Here is a 24,682-nt window from a genome sequence, read left to right as displayed (position 1 = left end):
TAAGGTTAGCCTAACCTAACTTCACGTCGGGTTGTTCCTCGCCCTCCGAGGGATGCAGAGGTTGTCTGATTTGCGCGTACGGGGTGGCCGCTTCCGGCCTGCGGTCCGGCGCTGCCGGCCTGGACGTCCGCGGCGGCCGGTCGGCGGTCCTACTCGCCCGCGGCGGTATCCGCCGCCTCGCGCAGCTGCTCCTCGCTCATTCCGCGACGCCAGTACCCGACGAACGTCACGCGCCTGCGGTCGAATCGGCGCTCCTGTACGAGATGGCGGCGCAGCGCCCGCATGTGTGACGACTCACCCGCGATCCAGACGTACGGCGTTCCCTCGGGCAACTCGGCCGCCCGGACGGCCTCCACGGCGGTGGGTGCGCCCTTGTCCCGTACGAGCCAGGTGATCCAGGCCTTGGCGGCGGTGTTGAGGGCCTGGCGGTCCTCGGTGTGCTGGACCTCCAGCCAGACCCGGGCCTTCATTCCGGCCGGCAGCCACTCCAGGGCGGCGGATGCGGCGGGCAGTGCGGTCTCGTCGGCCCAGATCAGCACCCAGTCGGTGTCCTGTGGAGGGCGGAAGCGGACGGCCGTGTTGTCCTCGACGGCCGGGCCCAGCGCCTTGAGCGGATCGCCGGGGGCTGCGGCGGCGGCCCAGCGGCAGGCGGGCCCGCCGTCCTCGTGCAGCGCGAAGTCGATGTCGATCTCGGTCGCCCCGTCGGGCGTGCGGCGCTGGGCGCGCACGGTGTACGAGCGCATGACGGCCCGTACGTTGTCCGGAAGGGCGCGCCAGGCGGCGAACCAATTGCCGTCCTCATCGACCGGAACGATTGGTTCCGGCTGGCCGGGGTGCGGCAGGAACAGCGACAGGCTCTGATCGCGTCCTCCGGCGGCGAAGCCGTCGAGTCCCGGGCCGCCGAAGGTGATCCGGAGCATGGAGGGTCCGAGTCGCCGGGTCCGCAGGACGGTCAGGCCGAAGAACCGGAAGGGGGCGATGGGGGGTGCGACGGACGTCGTCATGCGGGGGCTCCTCCCAGGAACCGGAAGCGAAGCCGGGAACCGGCCGCCGGTACGTTCGAAGGAAGGTTAGCCTAACCTCATCGAACATTCGAGAGTGCCCCCGGCCGCTCACCAGACGAGGACCCCGCCACCCACGGCCCGGGCCCGCAGGGCGGCGGCGCTGATGTTGGCGAGCCGGGCCGCGACGTAGTCCCGCCGTTCGTCGCCGCCTCCGGCGAGCGTTGCGGCGTTCCGGTGCAGCAGCTCGCACTCGGCGAGGAAGTCCTCGATGTCCTCCGGCTCCACGTACAGATCACCGGTGGCCAGCTCCGGGAAGAACCGGGCGCCGAGCGCCCGTGCGGTCTCCGACCCCCACAGCGTGGTCCGGCAGACCTCGGTCCCGGCCATGTTGCTGCCGTCCTCGGGGTCGTCGAGAAGATGCGACTTCCCCTGCTCGTCGTAGACGAAGGTATGCACCAGAAGCGTCATGTCCCGAACTCCTCCCGGCAGTCGTCGAGTCCCTCGACGGTGACCTCGACGGCCCGGTACTCCTCCCAACGCGCCCGGTCCAGCCGCAGCCGCTGCAGAGTGACGGGCGCGCCCCGTACCGCCGCGACCTCCAGCCCGTCCGGCAGATAGCCGAGCCGGCGCGAGACACCCAGCGAACGCGGGTTGTCGGTCATCGCGGCCGAGACCGCGGTCCGGGCCCCGAGACCGGCGAAGGCGAGATGCAGGGCCGCGGCCCGCATCTCGGTGCCGATGCCCCGACCCTGGTGGGCGAGGCCCAGCCACGAACCGGTGCTGACCTCACCGGTCACGGCGAAGTCCTTCGCCATCACGTCCTGCCGCCCGACCACCTTGCCCTCGTGCAGCACGACGAGGCTCAGCGCCCAGTCCCGTACGGACCAATCGGCGACGGTGGCCAGCACATGCTGGAACACGGCCTTGCCGCACTCGGCGGGTGACGCGTCGGTCCAGGGGATCGTGAACGGCATACGGTCCGGCGTGTGAACCCCGTCGGCGGCGACCGATGCGAGATCGTCCAGCAACTCCAGGTCCGGAAGACGGAGTTCCAGGCGGGGCGTGCGGAGGCGGAGCCCGTACAGGGGCCAGTGCTGCGGCTTCATGTACGGACTCTGCCGCTCGGGCCTGCGCCCTGTCGAACGAATTGCGCCCCGCCCCGCCGCGACGGTCGGCCAGGCCCGGTAACGTGGCAATCTTCGGCCGGCGCACGCCCCCGGAGTCCCGAAGGCGAACGCTCATGACACAGCCTGCCCCACACCCCGCACGATTTCGCCTCGACGCCGCACTGGACGGCCTGGCCATCACCTTCCAGGGGATGACCGCCCATCCCGACGAGCACAACTGCGAATGCCACTGGGGCAGCGCACAGGAGCTCGCTCAGCTCAAGGTGCCGGACAAGGAGCTGGACCCCGACCTCCTGCAGCGCACCTGGCGGGCTCCCGACTGGAGCGACCACCCCTCCGTGCTGCGCCGGATCCTGCCCCAGTTCGCCAGGGCCCTCGTCGACGGCCACATCGAACCCTTCTTCGGCGCGGATGACGTCGGCCGCTCGTTCGCCCGCGGTCACTGGCAGCAGTGGCCCGACGATCAGGCCGCAGCGGTAAGGGAGTTCCTCCACGCCTGGTGGGCCCACACGCTCACCGATCCGGCCCCCGCCGTCCCCGCCCACGAGCTCCTCGCGCTGAACGTCGAGGCATCAGGCACGCTTAGCCCGTGGCTCGCCCACTGGGAAACGCAGACCGGCACCCCGGCCGACCATCACTTCGCCGAAGCCGCCGCCCAGTGGGAGCGCGACCTGCTCGGGGACGAACTCCCTTGGGATGCATGGGAGAACGAGGAGGAGAAATGCACAGAACTGACGGCCTGGCTGGTCGGCCACGCCCGCGCCCGGCTCGCCGCCCACGGTGTATCCGATGAACTGCTCCACCGCATACGACTGCTCGGCCTCACCGGCTCCGACCGCTGGGAGGACCCGCATTGGCCCGGCCATCGCTACTGATCCACCGAACCGTGATGCCACCCACCGGGCTCAAGATCATCAACGCCGGCAGCTCATCTATGATCTGTGCATGATCGAGGGCAAGTTGGTAAAACTGCGGGCACTGCGGGCGGACGATGCCGAGCATCATCTCCGGTGGCGCAACGATCCGGAGGTCGTGCACTGGGCCACCGGCGGCGACCCCTGCTTCGGCCCGGTCACCGCGGAGGCCGTCGAAATGTCCTTCGAGACGATGCTGAGGCTGATCCCGAGGGAGTCGGCCGTCTTCACGGTCGAGGACCTGGCCGACGGGACGGTGATCGGCATGGCGGACTACCGGGACCTGGACCCGTTCACCGGGCTGGTCACCGTCGGCATCACCATCGGCGAGCGGGACCGCTGGGGCCGCGGCCACGGCTCCGACGCACTGCGGCTGCTGGTGGGGCACCTGTTCGGGGTCTTCGGACTGCACCGGATCGAGCTGGACACCTGGAGCGGCAACGAGCGGGCCGTCCGCGCCTTCACCAAGGCGGGCTTCCGCGAGGAGGGCCGACGCCGGGCCACCGTGCTGGTGGCGGGTAAGCGGTACGACACCGTGCTGTTCGGAATGCTCCGCGAGGAGTGGCCGGGCGCGACGAGCTGATCGCCCACCCGGCGTCGCTGACGACGACCGGGCAGCGCAGCCGGGTGATCCGCGTTCCGACCCCGGGGTGCCGGCCGCCCGCCGAGCATGCCGGGCCGAGGGGCCGCGGCGGCCCGGATCCCGACCTGCCCGCCGAGTCCGGGACGCCGACGCGTCGACCAGCGGCAGCTCACGCAGCCACTGGTCGACGAACACGGCGGGACGGGGCGCTCCGGAGCGTCCCGTCAGGCCGGCAGCCCCAACTCCCTCGCGATCAGCATCCGCTGCACCTCGCTCGTGCCCTCGCCGATCTCCAGGATCTTGGAGTCGCGCCACATCCTGGCCACCGGGTACTCGTTCATGAAGCCGTAGCCGCCGTGGATCTGGGTCGCCTCGCGGGCGTTGTCCACCGCGACCGTCGACGAGTACAGCTTCGCGATCGCCGCCTCCTTCTTGAACGGTTCGCCCGCCACCAGGCGCGACGCCGCGTCGCGCCAGCCGATGCGGGCCATGTGGGCCCGCATCTCCATGTCCGCGATCTTGAACTGGATGGCCTGGTTGGCGCCGATCGGCCTGCCGAAGGCGTGGCGCTCCTTGGCGTACTTCACCGACTCGTCCACACAGCCCTGCGCCAGGCCCGTGGACAGGGCGGCGATGGCGATCCGGCCCTCGTCCAGGATGCGCAGGAACTGGGCGTAGCCGCGGCCCTCCTCGCCCAGCAGGTTCTCCAGGGGTACGCGGACGTCGGCGAAGGACAGTTCGCGGGTGTCCGAGGCGTTCCAGCCGACCTTGGAGTACGGGGCGGCGACCGTGAAACCGGGGGTGCCGGACGGCACGATGATCGAGGAGATGAGCGGGGCGCCGTTCTCCTTGCGGCCGGTCACCGCCGTGACGGTGACCAGTTCCGTGATGTCCGTACCGGAGTTGGTGATGAAGCACTTGGAGCCGTTGATCACCCACTCGCCCGTGGCCTCGTCGCGCACCGCCGTCGTGCGGGTGCCGCCCGCGTCCGAGCCGGCGTCCGGCTCGGTCAGGCCGAACGCGCCGAGCGCCTCGCCCGAGCAGAGCTTCGGCAGCCACTGCTGCTTCTGCTCCTCCGTGCCGAAGTGGTAGACGGGCATCGCGCCGAGCGAGACCCCGGCCTCCAGGGTGATCGCCACGGACGAGTCGACCCGGGCCAGCTCCTCCAGGGCGATCCCGAGGGCGAGGTAGTCGCCGCCCATGCCGCCGTACTCCTCCGGGAACGGCAGCCCGAACAGGCCCATCCGTCCCATCTCCTGCACGATCTCGTACGGGAACTCATGGCGCTCGTAGAAGTCGCCGATCTTCGGCGCGATCACATCGTGCGCGAACTCCTCGACGGTGCGACGCAGTTCCTCGTGCTCGGCGGTCAGCCGGTGGTCCAGGGACATGGCAGGGATCACTCCTTGTGGGGGTGTTTATCGCATCGAGAGCGCGCGGACGGTACGGGACGGGCTGGGCCGGCCCAGCTGTTCGGCGAGCCACACGCTGGTGGCGGTGAGCGCGTCGAGGTCGACCCCGGTTTCGATGCCGAGGCCGTCGAGCATCCACACGAGGTCTTCGGTGGCGAGATTTCCGGTCGCGCTCTTCGCGTACGGGCAGCCGCCGAGGCCGCCCGCGGAGGCGTCCACGGTGGTGACACCGTGCTGGAGCGCGGCGAGGGTGTTGGAGAGGGCCTGCCCGTACGTGTCGTGGAAGTGCACGCCGATGGTGTCGGTGTGCACGCCCTCTTCGTTCAGCTCGGAGAGCAGGTCCTGCACATGGCCGGGCGTGGCGACGCCGATGGTGTCGCCGAGGGAGAGTTCGTCGCAGCCGAGATCCATCAGCGCCTTGGCCACGCGGACGACCTGGTGGACCGGGACGGGCCCTTCCCACGGGTCGCCGAAGCACATCGACAGATAGCCGCGGACATGCACCTTGTCGGCCTTGGCCCGGGCGACGACCGGCTCGAACATGGCGAGCGACTCGTCGACGGTGCGGTTGAGATTGCGTGCGGCGAACGTCTCGGTCGCCGAGCCGAACACGGCGACACTGCGGGCGCCGAGCGCCAGGGCCCGGTCCAGGCCGCGCTCGTTCGGTACGAGTACGGGCAGGGCGACGCCCCCGATGTCGCCGAGACGGGGGAACAGGTCCTCCGCGTCGGCCAGTTGGGGCACCCACTTCGGGTGCACGAAGCTCGTCGCCTCGATGGTGGTCAGGCCCGACGCGGCGAGGCGGTGGATGAACTCCGCCTTCACTTCGGTCGGTACGACGGCCTTCTCGTTCTGCAGGCCGTCGCGGGCGCCGACCTCATGGATGCGTACCCGGGCGGGCAGATCCGGTGCGGGCGCCGTCATGGGCAGGGTGCGGGCGGTGGTCATGCGTCCTCCCCGGGTTCGGCCGCGGGGGTCACCACGGCCAGGATCTGGTCCATGGCGACCGTGGCACCGGCGGTGACATCCAGCTCGGTCACGGTCCCGGCGTGCGGGGCGGAGATGACGTGCTCCATCTTCATCGCCTCGACGACGAGCAGGCTCTGGCCGGCCACGACCTCGTCCCCGACCGCCACCTTCACGACCGTGACGGTCCCGGGCATGGGCGCGGCGAGCGTGTCCGCCCCGGAACGGGCGGCGCCGGCCAACGACGCCTCCACGGGGTCGTGATCCTGTACGTGCCAGGTGTCGCCGTCGCGGCCCAGCCAGGTCCCGTCCGGGGATGCGGCGTGGGTGAACGTGTGGGTGACACCGGCGAGTTCGAGCGTGAGGCGGTGCGGGGACAGCTCGATCAGCCTGGCCGTCTCCTTGCTGCCGGGCATCGGAGCCAGCGGTCCGCAGGCACCCGTCGCGGGCTCCGGTGGCTGTGCGCCCTCCCCGACGTGGCCGAACGTCAGCTCGGTGCCCGCCGGGCAGGAGCGCAGTGACACCTGCACCGGGTCATGACCCGGCAGCCGGAAGTCGCGCACCGTCCGGGCCGGGGTGCCGCCCAGCCGCCAGCCGTTCGCCACGGAGAACGGGTCCACCCATCCCGGGGCGGTTGCGGGGGGCGCGGACGCCGGTACGCCCTGCCGCAGCAGCGCCGCCGCCGCGTACACCTCCTCCGGCACCCCCTCCGGCACCAGCCCGGCCACCTCGCGCTCCACCAGGCCGGTGTCCAGATCGCCCGCGACCACCGCCGGGTGGGCGAGCAGCCGGCGCAGGAAGCCGGCGTTCGTCGGGACGCCGAGGATCACCGTGTCCGCGAGCGCCGCACGCAGCCGGCGCAGGGCGACGGCGCGGTCGGGGCCGTATGCGATGACCTTCGACAGCATCGGGTCGTACAGGCTGCCGACCTCACCGCCCGCGCCGAGCCCGGAGTCCGTCCGTACGCCGTTGCCCTGCGGCTCGTGCAGTGCGAGCACCGTGCCGCCGGACGGCAGGAAACCGCGGAACGGGTCCTCCGCGCAGATCCGGGCCTCGATCGCATGGCCGGTGAGCCTGATGTCCTGCTGCTCGTACGGGAGTTGCTCGCCCGCCGCGACCCTCAGCTGCCACTCCACCAGGTCCAGGCCGGTGATCAGCTCGGTGACGGGGTGTTCGACCTGGAGGCGGGTGTTCATCTCCATGAAGTAGTACGAGGCGGGGTCGTTGCCCGGGACGATGAACTCCACCGTGCCCGCGCCCACGTATCCGCAACTGCGGGCCGCCTGGACGGCCGCCTCGCCCATCGCCGCCCGGGTCTCCTCGTCGAGCAGGACGGACGGCGCCTCCTCGATGATCTTCTGGTGGCGGCGCTGGAGCGAGCACTCGCGCTCACCGAGGTGGACCACGTTGCCGTGGGCGTCCGCCAGCACCTGGATCTCGATGTGCCGGGGCCGGTCGATCCACCGCTCCACCAGCAGCGTGTCGTCGCCGAACGAGGCCCGTGCCTCACGCCGGGCGGCCGCGATCTCGTCCGCGAGCAGCGCCTCGTCGCGCACCAGCCGCATGCCCTTGCCGCCGCCGCCCGCCGAGGGCTTCAGCAGCACCGGTGTGCCGATCTCGCGGGCGGCGGTGTCCAGCTGGGCATCGGTGAGCCCGCTCCCGGACGAGCCCGGCACCACCGGAACCCCGGCCGCCGCGACCGTCTCCTTGGCCCGGATCTTGTCGCCCATCAGCGAGATGGCCTGGGCGGGCGGACCGATGAAGGCCAGCCCCGCCTCCGCGCACGCCTGCGCGAAGCCCGCGTTCTCGGCGAGGAATCCGTACCCGGGGTGGACGGCCTGCGCGCCGGTGCGGCGGGCCGCGTCCAGCAGCGCGGGCACGCTCAGATAGCTCATCGAGGCGGGCGCGGGCCCGATCCGTACCGCCGTGTCGGCCTCCCGTACATGCCGGGCGTCCGCGTCCGCGTCGCTGAAGACGGCGACCGAGCGGACGCCGAGCTCGCGCAGCGTACGGATGACACGTACCGCGATCTCGCCGCGGTTGGCGACAAGAACGGTGTCGAACATCGTCATCTGTTCCTCACATCCGGAAGACGCCGAAGCCGGGTTCACCCAGCGGGGCGTTGGCGCACGCGGTCAGAGCGAGCCCCAGCACCTGCCGGGTCTCCATCGGGTCGATCACACCGTCGTCCCAGAGCCGGGCCGTGGCGTAATAGGCATTGCCCTGGGTCTCGTACTGCTCGCGGATCGGGGCCTTGAAGGTCTCCTCGTCCGCCGCGCTCCAGTCGTCGCCCAGCTGGTCGCGCTTGACCGTCGCGAGGACGGACGCGGCCTGCTCGCCGCCCATGACGGAGATCTTCGCGTTGGGCCACATCCACAGGAAGCGCGGCGAATAAGCCCGTCCGCACATCGAGTAGTTGCCCGCCCCGTACGACCCGCCGACCACGACGGTCAGCTTCGGTACGCGGGTGCAGGCGACGGCCGTCACCATCTTGGCGCCGTGCTTGGCGATGCCGCCGGCCTCGTAGTCCCGCCCCACCATGAAGCCCGAGATGTTCTGCAGGAAGACCAGCGGGATACCGCGCTGGTCGCACAGCTCGATGAAGTGGGCGCCCTTCTGGGCGGACTCGGAGAACAGGATGCCGTTGTTGGCGACGATCCCGACCGGGTGGCCGTGGATACGGGCGAAGCCGGTGATCAGCGTCGTCCCGTACTCCGCCTTGAACTCGGCGAACCGGGAGGCGTCCACCACCCGGGCGATCACCTCCCGCACGTCGTACGGCGTCCGTGAATCGACCGGGACGGCGCCGTACAGCCCGGCGGGATCGACCTTCGGCTCCTCGGCCGGCTGCACCGACCACGGAAGCGCGCCGCGCTCCGGCAGCGTGGCCACGATGTTCCGCACGATCCGCAGCGCGTGCGCGTCGTCCTCGGCGAGATGGTCGGTCACCCCCGACGTACGGGAATGCACCTCGCCGCCGCCCAGCTCCTCGGCCGTCACGACCTCGCCGGTCGCGGCCTTCACCAGCGGCGGACCGCCCAGGAAGATCGTGCCCTGGTTGCGGACGATCACGGCCTCGTCGCTCATCGCGGGGACGTACGCCCCGCCCGCCGTGCACGAGCCCAGCACCGCCGCGATCTGCGGAATACCGGCCCCCGACATCCGGGCCTGGTTGTAGAAGATCCGCCCGAAGTGTTCCCGGTCGGGGAAGACCTCGTCCTGCATCGGCAGGAACGCGCCGCCCGAGTCGACGAGATACAGGCAGGGGAGCCGGTTCTCCAGCGCCACTTCCTGGGCGCGGAGGTGCTTCTTCACGGTCATCGGGTAGTACGTGCCGCCCTTGACGGTCGCGTCATTGGCGACGATCACGCACTCCCGGCCGCTGACCCGGCCGATCCCCGCGATCACCCCGGCCGCCGGGGCGGCGCCCCCGTACAGCCCCTCGGCCGCCAGCGGGGCCAGCTCCAGGAAGGGCGAACCCGGATCGAGCAGGGTGTCCACCCGGTCCCTGGGCAGCAGCTTGCCGCGCGCCACATGCCGGGCGCGGGCCTTCTCACCCCCGCCGAGCCTGGCCGTGGCGAGCCGCTTGCGCAGCTCGTCGGCGAGCGCGTGATGCGCCGCCTCGTTGGCCTGCCAGGCCTCGGAGGCGGGATCGGCCGCGCTCGCCAGCACCGGTGCCTGCTGCATCGTGTCGAGCCCCCTTGCCCGTACCGCAGTGGTTAATGAGCGTTAACGTCTGTCTTCAGGTTAACGACCGCTAACAATCTTGTCCAGGTCCCTCGGTCGGCGCCCGCAGTGGTTTCGACAGGTATCGGTCACGTACGTCCCGCAGGGGGCAGGGCGCGCGGCGGGACCGGAATAATGACCGGCGCCGCTCCCCGACCCGGAGCGGCGCCGGTTGTCATGGCCGGGGGGTGTGTGACGGCCGACGACCGGCCGGGTGGGGGAAACCAGCAGATGACGCAGCAGTCGCAGTCGCGCTCACAGTCGGTGCGAAGAGTGGGCGGGGGGACGGCCGGGGGAGTGACCGGGAGGCCGCGCATCCTCGAAGTGGACGCCCTGCGCGGGTTCGCGCTCGCCGGGATCCTGGTCGTGAACCTCCTGACGACGGCCGGACCTCCGGGCGTCAGGGGTGGGCTCGCGCATGTGCACGCGGCGGACGGGGCCGTGGAATGGCTGGTCGTTCTCCTCGCGCAGTCGAAGTTCTACCTGCTCTTCTCCTTCCTCTTCGGCTACAGCTTCACCCTGCAGATGGACTCGGCCGTCCGCGCCGGGGCGCGCTTTGTGCCCCGGATGTCACGGCGGCTGGCCGGACTGCTCGTGCTCGGGCTCGCGCACGCGGTGCTGCTCTACACCGGCGACATCCTCATGATGTATGCCGTGTGCGGACTGGTCCTGCTCGCCGCCCGGAACGCCGGGCCCGCCAAGGCCTGGCGGGCGGCGCTCTGGGTGTACGGCGCCGCCGCCGGGTTCCTGCTGCTGGTCGGTCTGGGCGCCGCGCTGTTCGATCCCGGTGACCTGAGCGAATCCGCCGCAGTGAAGGCCGAGCTGACCACCGCCTACAGGGGCGGCTTCACCGAGGTCGTCGGAGCCAACATCAGGGCACTGCCCGACACCATGGCAGCCCTTCCGCTGATGGGCGGGTTTGTCGTCGCCGCCTTCCTCGTGGGGTTCGTGGCCGGCCGGCGGCAGTGGCTCGGCGCAGCCGCGCTCGCCGACCGGGCGCGGCTGCGCCGCATCTGTCTGACAGGTCTCGCCATCGGAGTCCCCGGGGCGGTCTTCTCCGCGGCGGGGATCGCGGGGCCGCTGCCGGAGCGCTGGGAACTGTTCGGCCTGACAGTCGGTCTGGCCGCGGCCCCGGCGCTCTCGGCCGCGTACGCCACGGGGCTGCTGCTGTGGTTCACCACGCCGAGCGGCGCCGCGACGGCCCGGGTCCTCGCGCCCGCCGGGCGGATGGCGCTGACCAACTACCTGACCCAGTCCCTCGTCATGGCCCTCGTCTTCTCCGGGTACGGGCTGGGGCTGTACGGCCGCACGGGCGCGGCGGCGGCGGTCGGCGGGGCGCTCGTGCTGTACGCCTGCCAGCTCGCGCTCAGCGGGTGGCTGATGCGGCGCCACCGGCTCGGGCCCGTGGAGTGGCTGCTGCGTGCGGTGACGCTGTGGGCGCGGCCCTCGAAGGCGGCGGTCCATGAACGTTGACATGTGTGTCCTGTGACAGCGAACTCCGGGCGTTCTGCACACGGGCCGTGCCGGCACCGAGCTTCGTCGCCCACAAGCCCTCCGTGTCCTGGGGGAACCATCCTTCGCGGGGAACGAACCGGAACCAGACCTTGATTCTCTCGACCGTGCTCTCCACGGCGGTCATCATGCGCCAACCGTCAGCAGCACCTCGAACCGATCCTGAGCTGGGCGAACAATGTTCGCTTTCACGAAACAGCCAGTCTTCGGTTTTCGATGGCGCACACCCAGGGTCTGCCGTCGCAGGGCAACGATGCGCTCCGGTTAACGTTCGCTAACCCGACTGTCTAGAATCGAATCCATGACCACCAGGACGGACGCCCCCACCCGCCGCGAGCAGATCCTCAAGGAGGCTGCCCGCCTCTTTGCCGAGCGCGGCTTCCATGGTGTCGGCGTCGACGAGATAGGTGCCGCCGTCGGTATCAGCGGCCCCGGCCTCTACCGGCACTTCCCCGGCAAGGACGCGATGCTCGCCGAGCTGCTGGTCGGCATCAGCGAGCGGCTGCTGGCGGGCGGGCAGCTGCGCGTGTCGGAGGACGCGGCCTGCGGTGACGGCTCCCCGCAGGCCCTGCTCGACGCGCTCATCGAGGGCCATATCGACTTCGCCCTCGACGACCGCCCCCTGATCACCCTCCATGACCGCGAGCTGGACCGCCTCCGGGACGCCGACCGCAAGCGGGTCCGCCAGCTCCAGCGGCAGTACGTCGAGGTGTGGGTGGAGGTGGTCCGCGAGCTGTATCCGGACCTGCCCGAGCATGAGGCCCGCGCCGCCGTTCATGCCGTCTTCGGCCTGTTGAACTCGACCCCGCACCTGGGCCGCCCCGGCGCGCAGCCGGACCGCGCGGACACGGCGGCGCTGCTGCACCGGCTGGCGCGCGGGGCGTTCGAGGCGGCGGCCCGCGCGTAGGGAGTGTCGGAGGTGGGTGTGTGTCCGCGCGTCGGTAGGCGCGTCGTAATTTCTGGTCGGCCTTCGAATATATGAATTTATGCGACGGGGAAGAGATGGTTCCTTAAATTCCCTTTCCTTTTCCTCGGTGAAGCTCCACGGGTCGGAGTGTCGCGGTGATCCCCAGGCATATGGTTTGAGCTGTCTCACCCACGCCTGATGGGGAAATTAAATGAAAACATGTCAGGTTTCGATCGTTGTCCCCTGCTTCAATGAGGATGAGGTGATCGAGGCATTTCACCGTGCGTTGATCTCCGCCCTCGAACCGACTCGGCGGACCTTCGAGATCTGTTATGTCGACGACGGCAGCAGCGACCGGACCAGGGCCCGGATCAGATCGCTCGCCACCGCGGACCGACGGGTCCGTTACACCTCCTTCAGCCGCAATTTCGGCAAGGAGGCCGCCATGCTCGCGGGGCTGCGCATGTCCCGCGGTGACGACGTCGTCCTCATGGACGCCGACCTCCAGCACCCGCCCGAACTGCTGCCCCGCATGCTGGAGTTGCGGCGGCGCGGGTACGACCAGGTCGTCGCGAGGCGGGACCGGGCGGGTGAAGGTGCCCTGCGTACCTTTCTCGGCGCCGCCTACTACCGGGCCATGGGCCGGTGCATGGACGTCGAGCTCGTCGATGGCGAGGGCGACTTCAGGCTGCTGTCGCGCACCGCCGTGGACGCCGTGCTCGCGCTGCCCGAGACCAACCGGTTCTCCAAGGGGATCTTCTCCTGGATCGGCTTCGACACCGTCAGTTTCACCTACCGGAACATCCAGCGCGCGGCCGGGAGTTCGAAGTGGGGCGGCAGACATCTGCTCAACTACGGGATCGACGGACTGATCTCCTTCAACAGCCGCCCACTGCGCCTGGCCATCCACGCCGGCCTCGCGCTCGCGCTGGCGGCACTGGGATACGCCCTGTGGATCATCACCGGCGTCGTTCTCCACGGTGTCGCCGTACCCGGCTACACCACCCTGCTGACCGCCGTCGTGGCGCTCGGCGGCATCCAGCTCGCCACGCTCGGCATCATCGGTGAATACGTGGGACGCATCTACAGCGAGTCGAAACGCCGTCCGCATTACGTGGTGCGCGAAACGAATGAATCCCCGAATGTTCTCCCGGTCGATATTCCAGCCGATGAGCCGGACGAGGCCCATACCGCTTCGCCCGTGGTCGAGACACCGATGGCGGGGCACGCCGGGGCGACCGCGCTCGGGGCCGCCAGGTCGCGCACCGTACGCCAGTTCGTCATTTTCGCGATGCTCGGAATCGTCAATACGGCGGTGTATCTGGCGGTGTACGCCTCGCTGAACACCTGGATCCCCTATCTGGTCGCGCATGTCCTCGGATATGCGGTCAGCATCGTGGGATCGTTCCTGCTCAACTCGTACATCACCTGCCGTACGAAGCCGACCTGGCGCGCCTTCGTCCGGTATCCCCTGTCGAGTGTCGTCAATCTCGTGCTCACCGGTGCTCTGCTCTACCTCGGCGTGAGCAGGCTGGGCATGGAAAAGAACATCGCCGCCGTGGCGGCGGGAATCCTCGCCACCCCCTTCTCGTTCCTGCTCGCCCGCTGGGCCATCGACTCAGGCGCCGCCCTGGCCCGGCAACGCGCCGGCCTGGCCGAGAGCAGTGCAGGACACACCACACCTTGACCCCACACCGCCTGAACCACTCGGCGCGCAAGACGCGAGCAACGTACGAAGGGCACCAGTGCACATGACCGCGGACACGTCGAAAACCGCCGGCACACAGTCGGAGAGCGAGGAGCCCCCCCAGCCGGAGGCCCGCCCGGGCCCCGCACGGCGGTGGGCGGCGATCTGGACGGCGGCCCTCACCCTGCTGCCGCTCGCCCTGCTCGGCGCGGCCTTCTGGATCGGCCGCCTGGTCCGCCCGGGAGGGGACGACTGGTGCTTCCTCCCGGTCGTACGCGACGAGGGCGCCTCCGGAATGATCGCGAAGTTCTTCTTCCACGACAACGGACGCGTGGCCAACGCGCTGCTGGTCGTCGCGTACGGGTCCTTCGGCGTCGCGGGCCACCGGTGGTTCGCCCTCGTCAGCGGGGTGCTCATGCTGGGCTTCCTCTGGCTGCTGACCGCCTCGGCGCTCAAGAGGGCCGGACTGACCGGGCCGCGCGGGCTCGCGCTGCTGGTGGCGGCGATGATGGCGGCAGTCTTCCTTCTCGCGACGTCCAACACGTACAAGACGTTCTACTGGCCCGCCTCCTCCGTGTCGCACACCGTCGCACCGGTACTGGCCTGCGCCGCCGTGATTCCCCTGCTGCGCGCACGGACCGGCCGGGGACGCGACTTCGCGGTGGGCATCGCATTCGTGGCCGGAGCCTTCATCGGCACGCTGTCGGAGGAGACGGCGGTCGTCGCGTTCGTCGTGCTCGCCGCCGCGCTGCTGATCAGCTGCTGGGCCCTTCCCGGGGCCGGCCGGACCCATGCGCGCATCTGGTGCGCGTTCGCCTTCGCCGGGGTCGCGGTGGGATCGGCCATCCTGTACATGTCGCCCGGCGCACGCGCCCGGCGTGAACGGTTCGGCGCCGACAGTGCCTCCGCGTTCGGCCCGGAGGCACTGACCACGGCACTGCGGGCGTTCGAGCACATCCTGGGGGTGATCTTCACGACCTGGCAGTACCTGGGAGCGGTCGCCGTCGGCGTACTGCTGGGCCTGCTGGTACGCGGTGGCGAGCAGGGAACGGGCGGGCCGGACGGGTCCCTGCGGCGCAGGCCCCTCCGCGCGGTCCTCGTCGGGTTTCTCGCCTTCCTGGTCTCCGGATACCTCTGCACCGTCATCGCCTACCCCGCCTTCGGGGCGAGCGTGATGTACGCGCCGCGTATCTGGGGCGACTTCCTCCTGCTGTTCGTGATGCTCCTGGTCAGTGTCGGCGCCCTGCTGGGACGGGCGTTGCGCGCCCGCAGGTGGGGGATCCGCGCGGCGACGGCGGTGGCCGCCGGTGTCGTATGCGCCGTGGCCTGTGTCGGCCTCGCCGTCCCGCTGCTCCAGCTGGGGCAGAAGATGGACGTGCGCGCCCAGCGCTGGGACCGCCAGGACCGCTCACTGAGGACCCAGGCGGCGCGCGGTGCCCAAGTGCTCCCGTACACACCGGTATCGGTCAGCGGAATGGGGGAACCGTTCGGCAATCACGGCAAGAAGCTGTGGCCGGGGCAGTGCGTCGCCCAGTACTACCATCTCAAGAAGATCACGTACTCGACCCGGCTTCCCTGAGGCGCCGGCGGGCCGGTCCGTGCGTTTCGCCCAGCGGCCGGCCCGTCCGTCGTGCAAGACACCCGGCACACTGCGCACACCTGACGGCACAATGGGTTCATGCCGATACCCAGCCGTGCCGCCCTCGTCGAACATCTCGTCCGTACGCGTATCGCCGGAGACGTCGCCACACCCCGCGACAACAACCTCTCCCACTACCGCAAGCTCGCCAACGGCGACCGGCACTACTGGCTGGGCCTGGAGCTCGGGGACCGGTGGCGCGACGAGCAGGATGTGCTGGCCGTGATGGCCGAGCGCTGCGGGGTCAGCGACGACCCGGAGCACCGGTTCGGGCAGGACACCATCGACCCGGAGCTGACGGTCGACGCCCTGGAGCGGATGGCGGCACGGCTGCGGAAGGCGGCGGCGGGGGCGGAGCGGGTGCTGTTCGCGACCGGGCACCCGGGCGGACTCCTCGATGTGCACCGGCAGACCGCGCAGGCGCTGCGGGCGGCCGGATGCGAGATCGTACGGATTCCCTCGGGGCTGGTGGCCGACGAGGGCATGGTGTTCCAGTTCGCGGACGTCGCGGTGCAGGAGCGCGGCGCGACGCTCTGGCACACGCACTCGCCCGCCCCGATGGCCGCGATCCTGAACGGTCTGGAGCGGGAGGGCCGGCCGCTGCCGGACCTGGTGGTCGCCGACCACGGGTGGGCGGGGTGCGCGGCGCAGCGCGGGCTGGACGCGGTGGGGTACGCGGACTGCAACGACCCGGCGCTGTTTCTCGGCGAGGCGGAGGGGACGCTCCAGGTGGCCGTACCGCTGGACGACCATGTGCTGGACCCGCGGTTCTACGACCCGCTGACGGACTATCTGCTGGACGCGGCGGGGCTGATCTGAGGCCGGTGGATCTGCGGATCTGAGGCCCGGTGCTCATGCGCCGGGCGGGCGCGAACCGGCTGCCGGGCGCCGCTGGCCCAGCCCCGGCGTCGGGTCCAGATAGACCCGGCGGATCGACGGATACCGCTCCCGCAGCTGCTCCTCGGCCTCCTCGCAGGCCCACTCGATCTGCTCCGCGCTCGACACGTCCCGGAAGTCGATCTTCGCGGCGATCAGGATCTCGGTCGGGCCCTGGATCAGCGTGGTGAGTTCCAGTACGCCGATGATGTGCGGGACGGAGAGCAGTTCCTCGCGGATACCGGCACGCATCGCCTGCGGCACCGGCCGGCCGATCAGCAGTTGGGCGTTGGACCGGCCGAGCACCCAGGCGACGTACACCAGCAGCACACCGATCAGGATCGACGCGATGCCGTCCCAGACCCCGGAGCCGGTCAGCTGGCCGCCGAGCAGCCCGCCCGCGGCGAGTAGCAGACCGGCCAGTGCCGCCGAGTCCTCCATCACCACGGCCTTGACCGCGGTGTCGGGGGTGTGACGGAAGTAGTGGGTGGCGGGCGCCCCCAGCCGAGCGGCCTCGCCGCGGACCTGCCGGAGCCCGGTACGCAACGAGTAGCCCTCCAGCAGGAAGGCCACGCCGAGCACGATGTACGAGACGAGCGGATCGCCGAGCTCCTCGCCCGTCGCGAGGGTGTGGACTCCGTCGTAGACGGAGAAGACCGCACCGCCGACGAACGTGGCCACGGAGGCGAGCATCGCCCAGATGTAGCGCTCGGGGCCGTAGCCCAGCGGGTGTTCCTCGTCGGCGGGCTTCTCACTGCGTTTCAGGGCGGTGAACAGCATCAGCTCGGTGACCGTGTCGGCGACCGAGTGCGCCGCCTCGGAGAGCATCGCGCTCGATCCGCTGATCAGTCCGGCGACGGCCTTCGCCACGGCGATGCCGAGATTGGCGGCCGCCGCGACGACGACCGTGAACATGGACCCCCCACCACCAGTTTTCTCGTCGCTCATGGTGGGGAGTATGTCCGAATTGACGGTCCGTGGCCTGTTCGGCCCCGGGGGATGTGTCAGTCCCGGGGGACGCGGACCACGCCCTCCTGGATGACAGTGATCGCCAGCCGGCCGTCCTGCGTGTAGATACGGGCCTGGCCGAGCCCGCGCCCGCCGGACGCCGACGGCGACTCCTGGTCGTACAGCAGCCATTCGTCGGCCCGGAAGGGGCGGTGGAACCACATCGCGTGGTCCAGGCTCGCCCCGACCACATCGCCGACCGCCCAGCCCCCGCGCCCATGGGCGAGGAGTACCGAGTCGAGCAGCGTCATGTCGGAGACGTACGTCGCCATGCAGACATGCAGCAGCGGGTCGTCCGCGAGCTTGCCGTTGGTGCGGAACCACACCTGGGAGCGGGGCTCGCGCGGCTCGCCGACCGTGCCGAAGGGCGGGGCGTCCACGTACCGCAGGTCGACCGCGGCCCGCGCCTCGATCAGCCGGTCCACGACACCCGGGTCGCTGAAGCGGTCCGCGTACAGGGGCAGCATCTGCGCGGCCGTGGGCAGCGTCTCCGGGTCCGGGGCGGACGGCATGTCCGCCTGGTGCTCCAGGCCCTCCTCGTACGTCTGGAAGGACGCCGAGAGATGGAAGATCGGCTGGCCGTGCTGGACGGCGACGACCCGGCGGGTGGTGAAGGACCGGCCGTCACGGATGCGGTCGACGCTGTAGACGATCGGCGCACCCGGGTCGCCCATCCGCAGGAAGTACGAGTGCAGGGAGTGGGCGGATGGGGTCTCCCCTGCTCGAGCGGAGCCGAGAGCTCGGGGAAAGTCGGCCGGGACGGTACGGCCTGCGGCGACCAGGGCCTGGGCCGCGACCTGGCCGCCGAAGACGCGGGGCACGACCGCCGAACGGCTCGTACCCCGGAAGATGTCCCGCTCGATCTGCTCCAGGTCGAGCAGATCGAGCAGGGAGTCAAGTGCTGAGCTCATGGAGGGAACGTAGCCGCTCTTACAGGCCCATGGACTTGGCGATGATCGACTTCATGACCTCGCTGGTGCCGCCGTAGATGCGGTTGACCCGGTTGTCCGCGTACAGGCGGGCGATCGGGTACTCGTTCATGTAGCCGTAGCCGCCGTGCAGCTGGAGGCACTTGTCGATCACGCGGTGTGCGACCTCGGTGCAGAACAGCTTCGCGGACGCGGCCTCGGCGGCGGTGAGTTCACCGGCGTCGTGGGCCTCGATGGCGCGGTCGACGACGGCCTCGGCTGCGTCCACCTCGGCCTGGCAGGCGGCCAGCTCGAACTTGGTGTTCTGGAACGACGCGACGGTCTTGCCGAAGACGGTGCGCTCCGAGACATACTGCTGGGCGAACCGGACGGCGGCCTTGGCCTGGGAGTACGCGCCGACGGCGATGCCGAGGCGCTCCTGCGGCAGGTTCTGGCCGAGGTAGGAGAAGCCCTTGTTCTCCTCGCCGAGGAGGTCCTCGACCGGCACCTTGACGTCGACGAAGGCGAGCTCGGCGGTGTCGGAGGTACGCAGGCCCAGCTTGTCGAGCTTGCGGCCGACCGAGTAGCCCTCGGCCTTGGTGTCGACGACGAGGAGCGAGATGCCGTGCCGGCGGTCATCGGCCTTGGGCGCGTCCGTACGGGCGCAGACGATCACACGGTCGGCGTGGACGCCACCGGTGATGAACGTCTTGGCGCCGTTGAGGATGTAGTGCGTGCCGTCCTCGGAGAGCTTGGCCGTGGTCTTCATGCCGGCCAGGTCGGAACCGGTGCCCGGCTCGGTCATGGCGATGGCGTACATCGACTTGCCGGTGACGAAGTCCGGCAGCCAGCGCTTCTTCTGCTCATCGGTGGCGTAGGCCTTGAGGTACGGAAGGCAGAGCAGCACGTGCACGCCGGAACCGCCGAAGTTGACGGCTGCGCGGGCGCACTCCTCGGAGATGATCGCCTCGAACTTGAAGGACTCGACCCCGGCGCCGCCGAACTCCTCCGGCACCTCGATGCCGAATATGCCCAGCTCGGCGAGCTTGTAGTAGAAGTCGCGGGGCACCTGGCCGGCCGCGAACCACTCGTCGTAGACGGGGGCGACCTCTGCCTCGATGAAGGCGCGGATGGTCTCCCGGAACGCCTCGTGGTCCTCGTTGAATACCGTACGGCGCACGGGGGTGCCTCCTTGGTCAGCTTCGGGCGGGTTTCGGCCGGACTGGCTAAGCGCTTGCTCAGTCCTGGTTGAAAGTTACCCGGCGGTCACCGAAGCTGTCCAGGGTGATGCTCAGCACGCCCGCGCCGATCGTCCGACCGCAGACGCCCAGGAGCCCAGGAGCCCTTCCCGGCCACCGGCCGGGAAGGGCTCTCGCACTGTCTCCCCTACTGGGGCTTGAAGGAGCGGATCTGGTAGCTCCCCTGGAGGTTGCCGCCGTTTCCGGCAGGGGTGGATCCGACCCGGGCGTTGTAGTTGGTCTGGGTGTAGTACTGAACGCGGTGCCCGGTCGCGTTCCACACGGAGCGGACGTTCTGGCCCCGCTGGATGAAGGAGCAGTCGTCGGCGGTGTTCGCCCGCTTCTTGTCCGACCACTGGCAGCGGGTACCACCTCCGTTCCAGTCGCTGTAGATACAGAAGTAGCCGGGGCTGCAGCTGTAGGAGGCCCTGGCGCTCTCGACGGCGGAATTCTCGGCGGCACCGGCGGTGGCGGGTCCGGCGCCGAATCCCAGGGCCAAGGCGATCGAGGTGACGGCGAGCGCGGTGAAGCGTTTCATGACGGAAACCTCATTTCCTGACGGTGATCAGGGTTCTGCTCCCTGATCACCAGCAGCCTGGCACGGCTGCGACCTGCGCAGACAGGCGGAAACGGGGGCGCTCGAAGCCCGCACCGGAGGCCGCGGCGCTCCGCCGTACACCGGCGCGAACGCGCGCCCGGCGAGATCGACCGCGGACGCCCCATGCCCTCCCGGTGTGCACACCGTAGGGTGAGCCCTTTTGGGGGTGGATCATGTTCAAAGGCGTACGTACCGTGATGGTTTTCGCGGACAGCCCCGAGGCTTCCGCGCGGTGGTACGGCGAACTGCTCGACGTCCCTGTGCAGGTCGATGTCAGCGACACGGGCGCGGTCTACGCCTGGGTGGAGACCGACGGAGTCGAGTTCGGCTTCCACCCCGCCGACGACGCGCGCAACCCGAGAGGCGGCAGTCCGGTCGTGTACTGGAGCGTGGACGACGTCGACGGAGTCCGGGAGCGGTTGCTGGCCGCCGGCTGCGAGCACCACCGCGGCCCCCTGACGATCGAGCCGGGCCGGCGCATCGCGCAGCTCCGCGACCCGTTCGGCACGATCATCGGCATCGACGGCAAGTAGGCGATGCGCGCACGCCCGGTGCGGCCGGTGCAGGGTCCGCGATCTGATGCGCTTTGCCGGTGCTCGATCCGCACTGGATACGCAAATCCGGGATTGGTGCGCAACGACTACGGAACGTGACTGCCGGTCTGCGGCGGGATGCGGTCTCGGGTGTGCCGTGATCCACTGAAAGAGCAGACCTGGCGGCGTCCGTGCGAGGACGTGGGACGAAGCAGCCGACCCGCAGGGTGTCGGAAGGGGCGTCCACATGAAGATCGTCGTGGATCTTACGCGGTGCCAGGGATACGCCCAGTGTGCTTTTGCCGCGCCGGATGTGTTCGCGATACGCGGAGACGAGGCGCTGCTGTACGACCCGGATCCGGACGACGCGCAGCGGGAGAAGATCGCGCGAGCAGCGGCTGCCTGCCCGGTCCAGGCCATCTTCCTCGACCGTGAGGACGCCGGGCACCGGCAGCCCGGGCCTGCGGCTCACGTGCCCGTTCCCGGCTCCGAGGAGGCGTTCAAACGTACGCGGCGCATCGTCATTGTCGGGGCATCACTGGCTGGGCTGCGGGCCGGCTTCACGCTGCGCCGCGAGGGCTTCACCGGCTCGCTGACCGTGATCGGGGACGAGCCTGATCCCCCCTATGACCGGCCGCCGCTGTCCAAACAGGCCCTCATGGGGCAGGTTGATGCGCGTCGGACCGTACTTCCCCGCCGCGAGGAGCTCGACGCACACTGGCGGTTGGGGGTCGCGGCCACGGGGCTTGACCTGGGCGACAAGCAGGTGGTTCTGGCCGACGGCGAGAGGGTGGGGTTCGACCGGTTGCTCATCGCCACCGGGGTGCGGGCCCGCCCGTGGCCGAACGAGGCAGAGGCCGGGCTCGACGGACTGTTCGTGCTGCACACCCCGGCCGACGCGGAAGGGCTGCGGCAGCGGCTGGAAGCACGACCCGGCCGGGTGCTGGTCATCGGTGGCGGCTTCACCGGCTGTGAGATCGCCTCCGCCTGCCGTGAGCTGGATGTGCCGGTGACGGTCGCGGAGCGGGGCTCGACCCCGCTGGTCGGGGCGCTGGGCGCGGTGATCGGCGGCGTCGCGGCGCAGATGCAGCGTGACCACGGGGTCGATCTGCGGTGCGGGGTTCAGGTCGAGGCGCTGGAAGGCGATGGGGCCGGGCGGCTGCGGCAGGCCCGGCTGTCCGACGGCAGCGTCCTGGACGTCGACGTGGCGGTGGCCGCGCTCGGCAGCGTCCGCAACGTCGAATGGCTGGAAGGCTCGGGACTGGCGGCAGGTGTATGGGGTGTGGCGTGCGATGCGGGCTGCCGCGCTGTCGACGTCAACGGCATCGTCACCGACGATGTGTTCGTCGCGGGCGACGTGGCCCGCTGCCCGCACCCCGTCTACGACTACCAGTACCTCTCCCTGGAGCACTGGGGCAACGCCGTCGCCCAGGCGCAGATCGCCGCACACAACATGATCAGCGCCGAGGGCGAACGATGGCCGCACCTGGCACTGCCGGAGTTCTGGTCGACCCAGTTCGGCACCGAGATCAAATCGGTCGGCGTTCCGACCTACGCCGACCAGCTCGTCATCGCCCAGGGATCGGTGGCCCAGCGCAGGTTCGTCGCCGTCTACGGCTACCACGGGCGCATCACCGCCGCGGTCGGCTTCAACCAGTCCAAGTGGCTGGAGTTCTACGCGGGGTTGATCGACCGGGCGGCGCCGTTCCCGCCGTCCTTCCGCACCACCGACCAGCCCACCGACGCACGGCCGGTCGCGGCCGAGGTCCCCGACAGGCCCACCCCTCACGCCACCGTCGTGGTGACCGGTCACGGGCCCAGCGAGCGGCGGGCCACCTTGATCCGCAGAACGTACCTGTGACCCCTGCCCGAGCCACTGCACGTCCGGACCTCCGAGTTGCGGGAGATGCACCCATGTCGCAGACCAGCATCTGGCAGCAGATCCTTGACTACTCCCACCGCGCCGACCCGTACCCGCTCTACGCCGAGCTGCGCAAGACACCCGTGGTACGGGTGGAGGACGGGAGCTATGTCGTGAGCACCTACCGGGAGATCGTCGCCCTGCTCCACGACCCACGGCTCAGCTCGGACATGCGTAACCTCCCCGAGGTGGCCGCCGGGGCGTCGGCGCAAGGGCCCGACGAGGGCCCTGCCACGCTCCCGCCCAGCTTCATCCTGACCGACGCACCCGAGCACGACCGGCTCCGGCGGTTGCTGACGCGGAACTTCGGCCCACCGCACCGTCCCGGTCGCATCGACAGCATGATTCCCCACATGTCCGAGATCGTGACCAGCGCGATCGACGGCTTCGTGGGGAAGGACCGGTCGGGCGCGACCCGGGTCGACATCGTCGACGACTTCGCCTACCCCTTCCCGGTCACGGTGATCTGCCAACTGCTGGGAGTCCCGCGCGAGGACGAATCACGATTCCAGGCAATGTCCGACGCGGTCGTCCGGGCCGCCGACCCGAGCACCGGCGGGATCGTGGAGCGGCAGCGCCGACGGGCGAAGGCCGTCGCCGCCCTCGGCCAGTATTTCGCCGAGCTTCTCGACGCCCGCCACGGCCGACGGGGCGACGACCTGCTCTCCGGACTCCTCAGCGGCGACGGCGACGAGGCGCCGATGTCACCCGGAGAGATACTGAGCAACGCGGCCCTGCTGCTCGTCGCCGGCCACGAGACGACCGTCAACCTCGTCACCAACGGCATGCTCACCCTCCTGCGCCACCCCGAGGTACTCGACCGGCTGCGCCGCGGCGACGAACCCGGTCTGGCCGCCCGGGTGGTCGAGGAACTCCTGCGCTACGAACCACCGGTGCAGTTGCTGTCCAACAGCCGGAACACCCTCGACGACATCGAGATCGCCGGCACCACCATCCCCAAGGGCTCACCGGTCGTACTCGCGCTCGCGTCCGGCAGCCGCGACCCCGACTTCGTCCCGGACCCCGACCACTTCGACCCCGACCGCGAGCACAACGAGCACCTCGGCTTCGGCGGCGGCATCCACTACTGCTTCGGTGCCCCGTTGGCCCGTCCCGAGACACAGATCGCCCTCACCGAGCTGGCACACCGGCTGAAGAACCCCCGACTCGTCGCCGACCCACCGCCCTACCGCGCGAGCCCCAGTCTGCGCGGCCCCCGCCACCTTCTGGTCGAGATCGACGGCGTCAACCCCGCGCACCCCGCCCAGGAACGCGCGGACACCCGAAGGTCGTGAAGTCCGACGCGAGGTCGCACGACAAGGGAGTGCAGCACCGGCTCCGGACGGTCTCCGGGGAACCGACCTGCGTCGCCTGCCCGGTGTGAGCAACTGTGGGAGACGGCCGCCAGACGGCCACCACCACAGCGAGAGGCGTACTGATGAAGGCGATCGTTTTCGGAGCGACCGGCATGGTCGGCCAGGGCGTGCTGCGTGAGTGTCTGCTCGACGAGGCGGTGAGCGAGGTCCTGGTGGCCGGGCGAACGGCGACCGGCGTCGAGCATCCGAAACTGCGGGAGATCGTCCACCCGGACCTGGAAGAGCTGATGAGCGGGGCCGGCATCGAGGACGAGCTGTCCGGGTACGACGCCTGCTTCTTCTGCCTCGGTGTCTCCTCGGCAGGCATGAAGCAGGAGGCGTACCACCGCGTCACCTACGACCTGACGCTGACGGTGGCTCGTGCGCTCGCCGCCTGGAACCCGGATCTCACGTTCGTCTACGTGTCCGGGCAGGGTACGGACAGCTCCGAACAGGGCAGGACCATGTGGGCCCGGGTCAAGGGAAAGACCGAGAACCATCTGCTCACGCTGCCCATGCGCACCTACCTCTTCCGCCCCGGATACATCCAGCCGATGCACGGCATCACGTCGAAGACCCCCCTGTACCGGGCCCTCTACGCAGTGGTCGCGCCCCTCTATCCCCTCATCAGGAAGCTGGCGCCGAACCGGATCACCAGCACCGAGCAACTGGGGCGCGCGATGATCACCGTGGCCACCGTCGGCGCGCCCCACCATGTCCTCCACGCCCGGGAGATCAACGAAGCCGCGGTCCGGAGCCTGTGACCGG

The 24,682-nt window shown here is 70.2% G+C and carries 22 protein-coding genes and 1 pseudogene; 11 read left to right on the top strand and 12 right to left on the bottom strand.

The features are described 5' to 3' along the window. Positions 1 to 149 precede the first annotated feature (149 nt). The 3 genes from ACGFU7_RS07125 to ACGFU7_RS07115 all read right to left on the bottom strand — a co-directional run bounded on the left by ACGFU7_RS07125 (position 150) and on the right by ACGFU7_RS07115 (position 2,110). Positions 150 to 1,004: a siderophore-interacting protein gene (locus tag ACGFU7_RS07125; protein ID WP_393693153.1), complete on the bottom strand. Its 855-nt coding sequence runs from the start codon at positions 1,002 to 1,004 to the stop codon at positions 150 to 152. Positions 1,005 to 1,112: 108 nt separating this feature from the next. Beyond that, a complete protein-coding gene (locus tag ACGFU7_RS07120; RefSeq protein ID WP_393693151.1) occupies positions 1,113 to 1,472 on the bottom strand; it encodes a hypothetical protein in 360 nt (119 codons plus the stop codon). Beyond that, positions 1,469 to 2,110, bottom strand: a complete 642-nt coding sequence (locus tag ACGFU7_RS07115) for a GNAT family N-acetyltransferase (RefSeq protein ID WP_393693149.1) — start codon at positions 2,108 to 2,110, stop codon at positions 1,469 to 1,471. The genes ACGFU7_RS07120 and ACGFU7_RS07115 overlap by 4 nt, the downstream gene beginning before the upstream one ends. Positions 2,111 to 2,244: 134 nt before the next feature. On the opposite strand from ACGFU7_RS07115, the gene ACGFU7_RS07110 reads away from it, so the two are divergent. Both ACGFU7_RS07110 and ACGFU7_RS07105 read left to right on the top strand, forming a co-directional pair. Next, positions 2,245 to 3,006: a hypothetical protein gene (locus ACGFU7_RS07110; protein WP_393693148.1), complete on the top strand. Its 762-nt coding sequence runs from the start codon at positions 2,245 to 2,247 to the stop codon at positions 3,004 to 3,006. Between the two features lie 70 nt (positions 3,007 to 3,076). Then, positions 3,077 to 3,628 carry a GNAT family N-acetyltransferase gene (locus ACGFU7_RS07105; protein WP_393693146.1) on the top strand — a complete coding sequence of 184 codons (552 nt, stop codon included), beginning with the start codon at positions 3,077 to 3,079 and terminating at the stop codon, positions 3,626 to 3,628. Positions 3,629 to 3,852: 224 nt separating this feature from the next. On the opposite strand, the gene ACGFU7_RS07100 is transcribed toward ACGFU7_RS07105, so the two are convergent. From ACGFU7_RS07100 to ACGFU7_RS07085, 4 genes are read right to left on the bottom strand one after another with little or no spacing between them, the layout of a single operon-like run. Next, positions 3,853 to 5,019 (bottom strand): acyl-CoA dehydrogenase family protein, encoded by a 1,167-nt coding sequence (locus ACGFU7_RS07100; protein WP_393693145.1) that lies wholly within the window; start codon positions 5,017 to 5,019, stop codon positions 3,853 to 3,855. 27 nt (positions 5,020 to 5,046) lie between these two features. Beyond that, positions 5,047 to 5,988 (bottom strand): hydroxymethylglutaryl-CoA lyase, encoded by a 942-nt coding sequence (locus ACGFU7_RS07095; protein WP_393693143.1) that lies wholly within the window; start codon positions 5,986 to 5,988, stop codon positions 5,047 to 5,049. After that, the gene (locus ACGFU7_RS07090) at positions 5,985 to 8,078 is read right to left on the bottom strand and encodes an acetyl-CoA carboxylase biotin carboxylase subunit (RefSeq protein ID WP_393693141.1); all 2,094 of its coding nucleotides are present in this window, start codon (positions 8,076 to 8,078) and stop codon (positions 5,985 to 5,987) included. Before ACGFU7_RS07090 ends, ACGFU7_RS07095 begins: the two co-directional genes overlap by 4 nt. 7 nt (positions 8,079 to 8,085) lie before the next feature. Continuing rightward, positions 8,086 to 9,693 carry a carboxyl transferase domain-containing protein gene (locus ACGFU7_RS07085; RefSeq protein ID WP_393693139.1) on the bottom strand — a complete coding sequence of 536 codons (1,608 nt, stop codon included), beginning with the start codon at positions 9,691 to 9,693 and terminating at the stop codon, positions 8,086 to 8,088. Positions 9,694 to 10,029: 336 nt separating this feature from the next. Between ACGFU7_RS07085 and ACGFU7_RS07080 the strand changes: the two genes are divergently transcribed. Then, entirely contained in the window at positions 10,030 to 11,205 is a 1,176-nt protein-coding gene (locus ACGFU7_RS07080) for a DUF418 domain-containing protein (protein WP_393693137.1), read from the top strand. Positions 11,206 to 11,236: 31 nt separating this feature from the next. On the opposite strand, the pseudogene ACGFU7_RS07075 reads toward ACGFU7_RS07080, so the two are convergent. Then, positions 11,237 to 11,443: pseudogene (locus ACGFU7_RS07075) on the bottom strand (hypothetical protein); the annotation flags it as partial. 102 nt (positions 11,444 to 11,545) lie between these two features. Here ACGFU7_RS07075 and ACGFU7_RS07070 point away from each other — a divergent pair. From ACGFU7_RS07070 to ACGFU7_RS07055, 4 genes are all read left to right on the top strand, one after another. After that, on the top strand, positions 11,546 to 12,151 hold the full coding sequence (locus ACGFU7_RS07070; protein WP_393693135.1) for a TetR/AcrR family transcriptional regulator: 606 nt from the start codon (positions 11,546 to 11,548) through the stop codon (positions 12,149 to 12,151). A 211-nt stretch (positions 12,152 to 12,362) separates the two neighbouring features. Continuing rightward, the gene (locus tag ACGFU7_RS07065) at positions 12,363 to 13,838 is read left to right on the top strand and encodes a glycosyltransferase (RefSeq protein ID WP_393693133.1); all 1,476 of its coding nucleotides are present in this window, start codon (positions 12,363 to 12,365) and stop codon (positions 13,836 to 13,838) included. Between the two features lie 64 nt (positions 13,839 to 13,902). Further along, positions 13,903 to 15,417, top strand: coding sequence for a DUF6056 family protein (locus tag ACGFU7_RS07060; RefSeq protein WP_393693131.1), 1,515 nt, complete (start codon positions 13,903 to 13,905; stop codon positions 15,415 to 15,417). Between the two features lie 99 nt (positions 15,418 to 15,516). Next, positions 15,517 to 16,296, top strand: a complete 780-nt coding sequence (locus ACGFU7_RS07055; protein WP_393693129.1) for a phosphatase — start codon at positions 15,517 to 15,519, stop codon at positions 16,294 to 16,296. 33 nt (positions 16,297 to 16,329) lie between these two features. Here the strand turns inward: ACGFU7_RS07055 and ACGFU7_RS07050 are convergent, their stop codons facing one another. The 4 genes from ACGFU7_RS07050 to ACGFU7_RS07035 all read right to left on the bottom strand — a co-directional run bounded on the left by ACGFU7_RS07050 (position 16,330) and on the right by ACGFU7_RS07035 (position 20,045). Further along, positions 16,330 to 17,301 carry a cation diffusion facilitator family transporter gene (locus ACGFU7_RS07050; RefSeq protein WP_393693127.1) on the bottom strand — a complete coding sequence of 324 codons (972 nt, stop codon included), beginning with the start codon at positions 17,299 to 17,301 and terminating at the stop codon, positions 16,330 to 16,332. Positions 17,302 to 17,357: 56 nt separating this feature from the next. Next, the gene (locus ACGFU7_RS07045; RefSeq protein ID WP_393693125.1) at positions 17,358 to 18,272 is read right to left on the bottom strand and encodes an acyl-CoA thioesterase; all 915 of its coding nucleotides are present in this window, start codon (positions 18,270 to 18,272) and stop codon (positions 17,358 to 17,360) included. Positions 18,273 to 18,291: 19 nt separating this feature from the next. After that, the gene (locus ACGFU7_RS07040) at positions 18,292 to 19,449 is read right to left on the bottom strand and encodes an acyl-CoA dehydrogenase family protein (protein WP_393693123.1); all 1,158 of its coding nucleotides are present in this window, start codon (positions 19,447 to 19,449) and stop codon (positions 18,292 to 18,294) included. 206 nt (positions 19,450 to 19,655) lie between these two features. Continuing rightward, positions 19,656 to 20,045 carry a peptidase inhibitor family I36 protein gene (locus tag ACGFU7_RS07035; protein ID WP_393693121.1) on the bottom strand — a complete coding sequence of 130 codons (390 nt, stop codon included), beginning with the start codon at positions 20,043 to 20,045 and terminating at the stop codon, positions 19,656 to 19,658. Positions 20,046 to 20,278: 233 nt separating this feature from the next. Here ACGFU7_RS07035 and ACGFU7_RS07030 point away from each other — a divergent pair, with 233 nt between their 5' ends. The 4 genes from ACGFU7_RS07030 (at position 20,279) to ACGFU7_RS07015 (ending at position 24,678) form a co-directional block, all read left to right on the top strand. Further along, positions 20,279 to 20,638 carry a VOC family protein gene (locus ACGFU7_RS07030; RefSeq protein ID WP_393693119.1) on the top strand — a complete coding sequence of 120 codons (360 nt, stop codon included), beginning with the start codon at positions 20,279 to 20,281 and terminating at the stop codon, positions 20,636 to 20,638. A 247-nt stretch (positions 20,639 to 20,885) separates the two neighbouring features. Then, positions 20,886 to 22,499, top strand: a complete 1,614-nt coding sequence (locus ACGFU7_RS07025) for an FAD-dependent oxidoreductase (RefSeq protein ID WP_393693117.1) — start codon at positions 20,886 to 20,888, stop codon at positions 22,497 to 22,499. A 53-nt stretch (positions 22,500 to 22,552) separates the two neighbouring features. Next, on the top strand, positions 22,553 to 23,854 hold the full coding sequence (locus ACGFU7_RS07020; RefSeq protein ID WP_393693116.1) for a cytochrome P450: 1,302 nt from the start codon (positions 22,553 to 22,555) through the stop codon (positions 23,852 to 23,854). Between the two features lie 143 nt (positions 23,855 to 23,997). Further along, positions 23,998 to 24,678, top strand: a complete 681-nt coding sequence (locus ACGFU7_RS07015; protein WP_393693114.1) for an epimerase — start codon at positions 23,998 to 24,000, stop codon at positions 24,676 to 24,678. Positions 24,679 to 24,682 lie beyond the last annotated feature (4 nt).

Origin of the sequence: Streptomyces sp. NPDC048473 (assembly GCF_043200155.1) — a bacterium.
Lineage (GTDB): Bacteria > Actinomycetota > Actinomycetes > Streptomycetales > Streptomycetaceae > Streptomyces.
Note: the sequence above shows the minus strand (reverse complement) of the source record. Positions and strands in the feature narration are given on the sequence as shown.

Coding starts and splice junctions, on each gene's coding strand:
- ACGFU7_RS07125 (WP_393693153.1), bottom strand. CDS start 1,004: ATGACGACGTCCGTCGCACCCCCCATCGCCCCCTTCCGGTTCTTCGGC.
- ACGFU7_RS07120 (WP_393693151.1), bottom strand. CDS start 1,472: ATGACGCTTCTGGTGCATACCTTCGTCTACGACGAGCAGGGGAAGTCG.
- ACGFU7_RS07115 (WP_393693149.1), bottom strand. CDS start 2,110: ATGAAGCCGCAGCACTGGCCCCTGTACGGGCTCCGCCTCCGCACGCCC.
- ACGFU7_RS07110 (WP_393693148.1), top strand. CDS start 2,245: ATGACACAGCCTGCCCCACACCCCGCACGATTTCGCCTCGACGCCGCA.
- ACGFU7_RS07105 (WP_393693146.1), top strand. CDS start 3,077: ATGATCGAGGGCAAGTTGGTAAAACTGCGGGCACTGCGGGCGGACGAT.
- ACGFU7_RS07100 (WP_393693145.1), bottom strand. CDS start 5,019: ATGTCCCTGGACCACCGGCTGACCGCCGAGCACGAGGAACTGCGTCGC.
- ACGFU7_RS07095 (WP_393693143.1), bottom strand. CDS start 5,988: ATGACCACCGCCCGCACCCTGCCCATGACGGCGCCCGCACCGGATCTG.
- ACGFU7_RS07090 (WP_393693141.1), bottom strand. CDS start 8,078: ATGACGATGTTCGACACCGTTCTTGTCGCCAACCGCGGCGAGATCGCG.
- ACGFU7_RS07085 (WP_393693139.1), bottom strand. CDS start 9,693: ATGCAGCAGGCACCGGTGCTGGCGAGCGCGGCCGATCCCGCCTCCGAG.
- ACGFU7_RS07070 (WP_393693135.1), top strand. CDS start 11,546: ATGACCACCAGGACGGACGCCCCCACCCGCCGCGAGCAGATCCTCAAG.
- ACGFU7_RS07065 (WP_393693133.1), top strand. CDS start 12,363: ATGAAAACATGTCAGGTTTCGATCGTTGTCCCCTGCTTCAATGAGGAT.
- ACGFU7_RS07060 (WP_393693131.1), top strand. CDS start 13,903: ATGACCGCGGACACGTCGAAAACCGCCGGCACACAGTCGGAGAGCGAG.
- ACGFU7_RS07055 (WP_393693129.1), top strand. CDS start 15,517: ATGCCGATACCCAGCCGTGCCGCCCTCGTCGAACATCTCGTCCGTACG.
- ACGFU7_RS07050 (WP_393693127.1), bottom strand. CDS start 17,301: ATGAGCGACGAGAAAACTGGTGGTGGGGGGTCCATGTTCACGGTCGTC.
- ACGFU7_RS07045 (WP_393693125.1), bottom strand. CDS start 18,272: ATGAGCTCAGCACTTGACTCCCTGCTCGATCTGCTCGACCTGGAGCAG.
- ACGFU7_RS07035 (WP_393693121.1), bottom strand. CDS start 20,045: ATGAAACGCTTCACCGCGCTCGCCGTCACCTCGATCGCCTTGGCCCTG.
- ACGFU7_RS07030 (WP_393693119.1), top strand. CDS start 20,279: ATGTTCAAAGGCGTACGTACCGTGATGGTTTTCGCGGACAGCCCCGAG.
- ACGFU7_RS07025 (WP_393693117.1), top strand. CDS start 20,886: ATGAAGATCGTCGTGGATCTTACGCGGTGCCAGGGATACGCCCAGTGT.
- ACGFU7_RS07020 (WP_393693116.1), top strand. CDS start 22,553: ATGTCGCAGACCAGCATCTGGCAGCAGATCCTTGACTACTCCCACCGC.
- ACGFU7_RS07015 (WP_393693114.1), top strand. CDS start 23,998: ATGAAGGCGATCGTTTTCGGAGCGACCGGCATGGTCGGCCAGGGCGTG.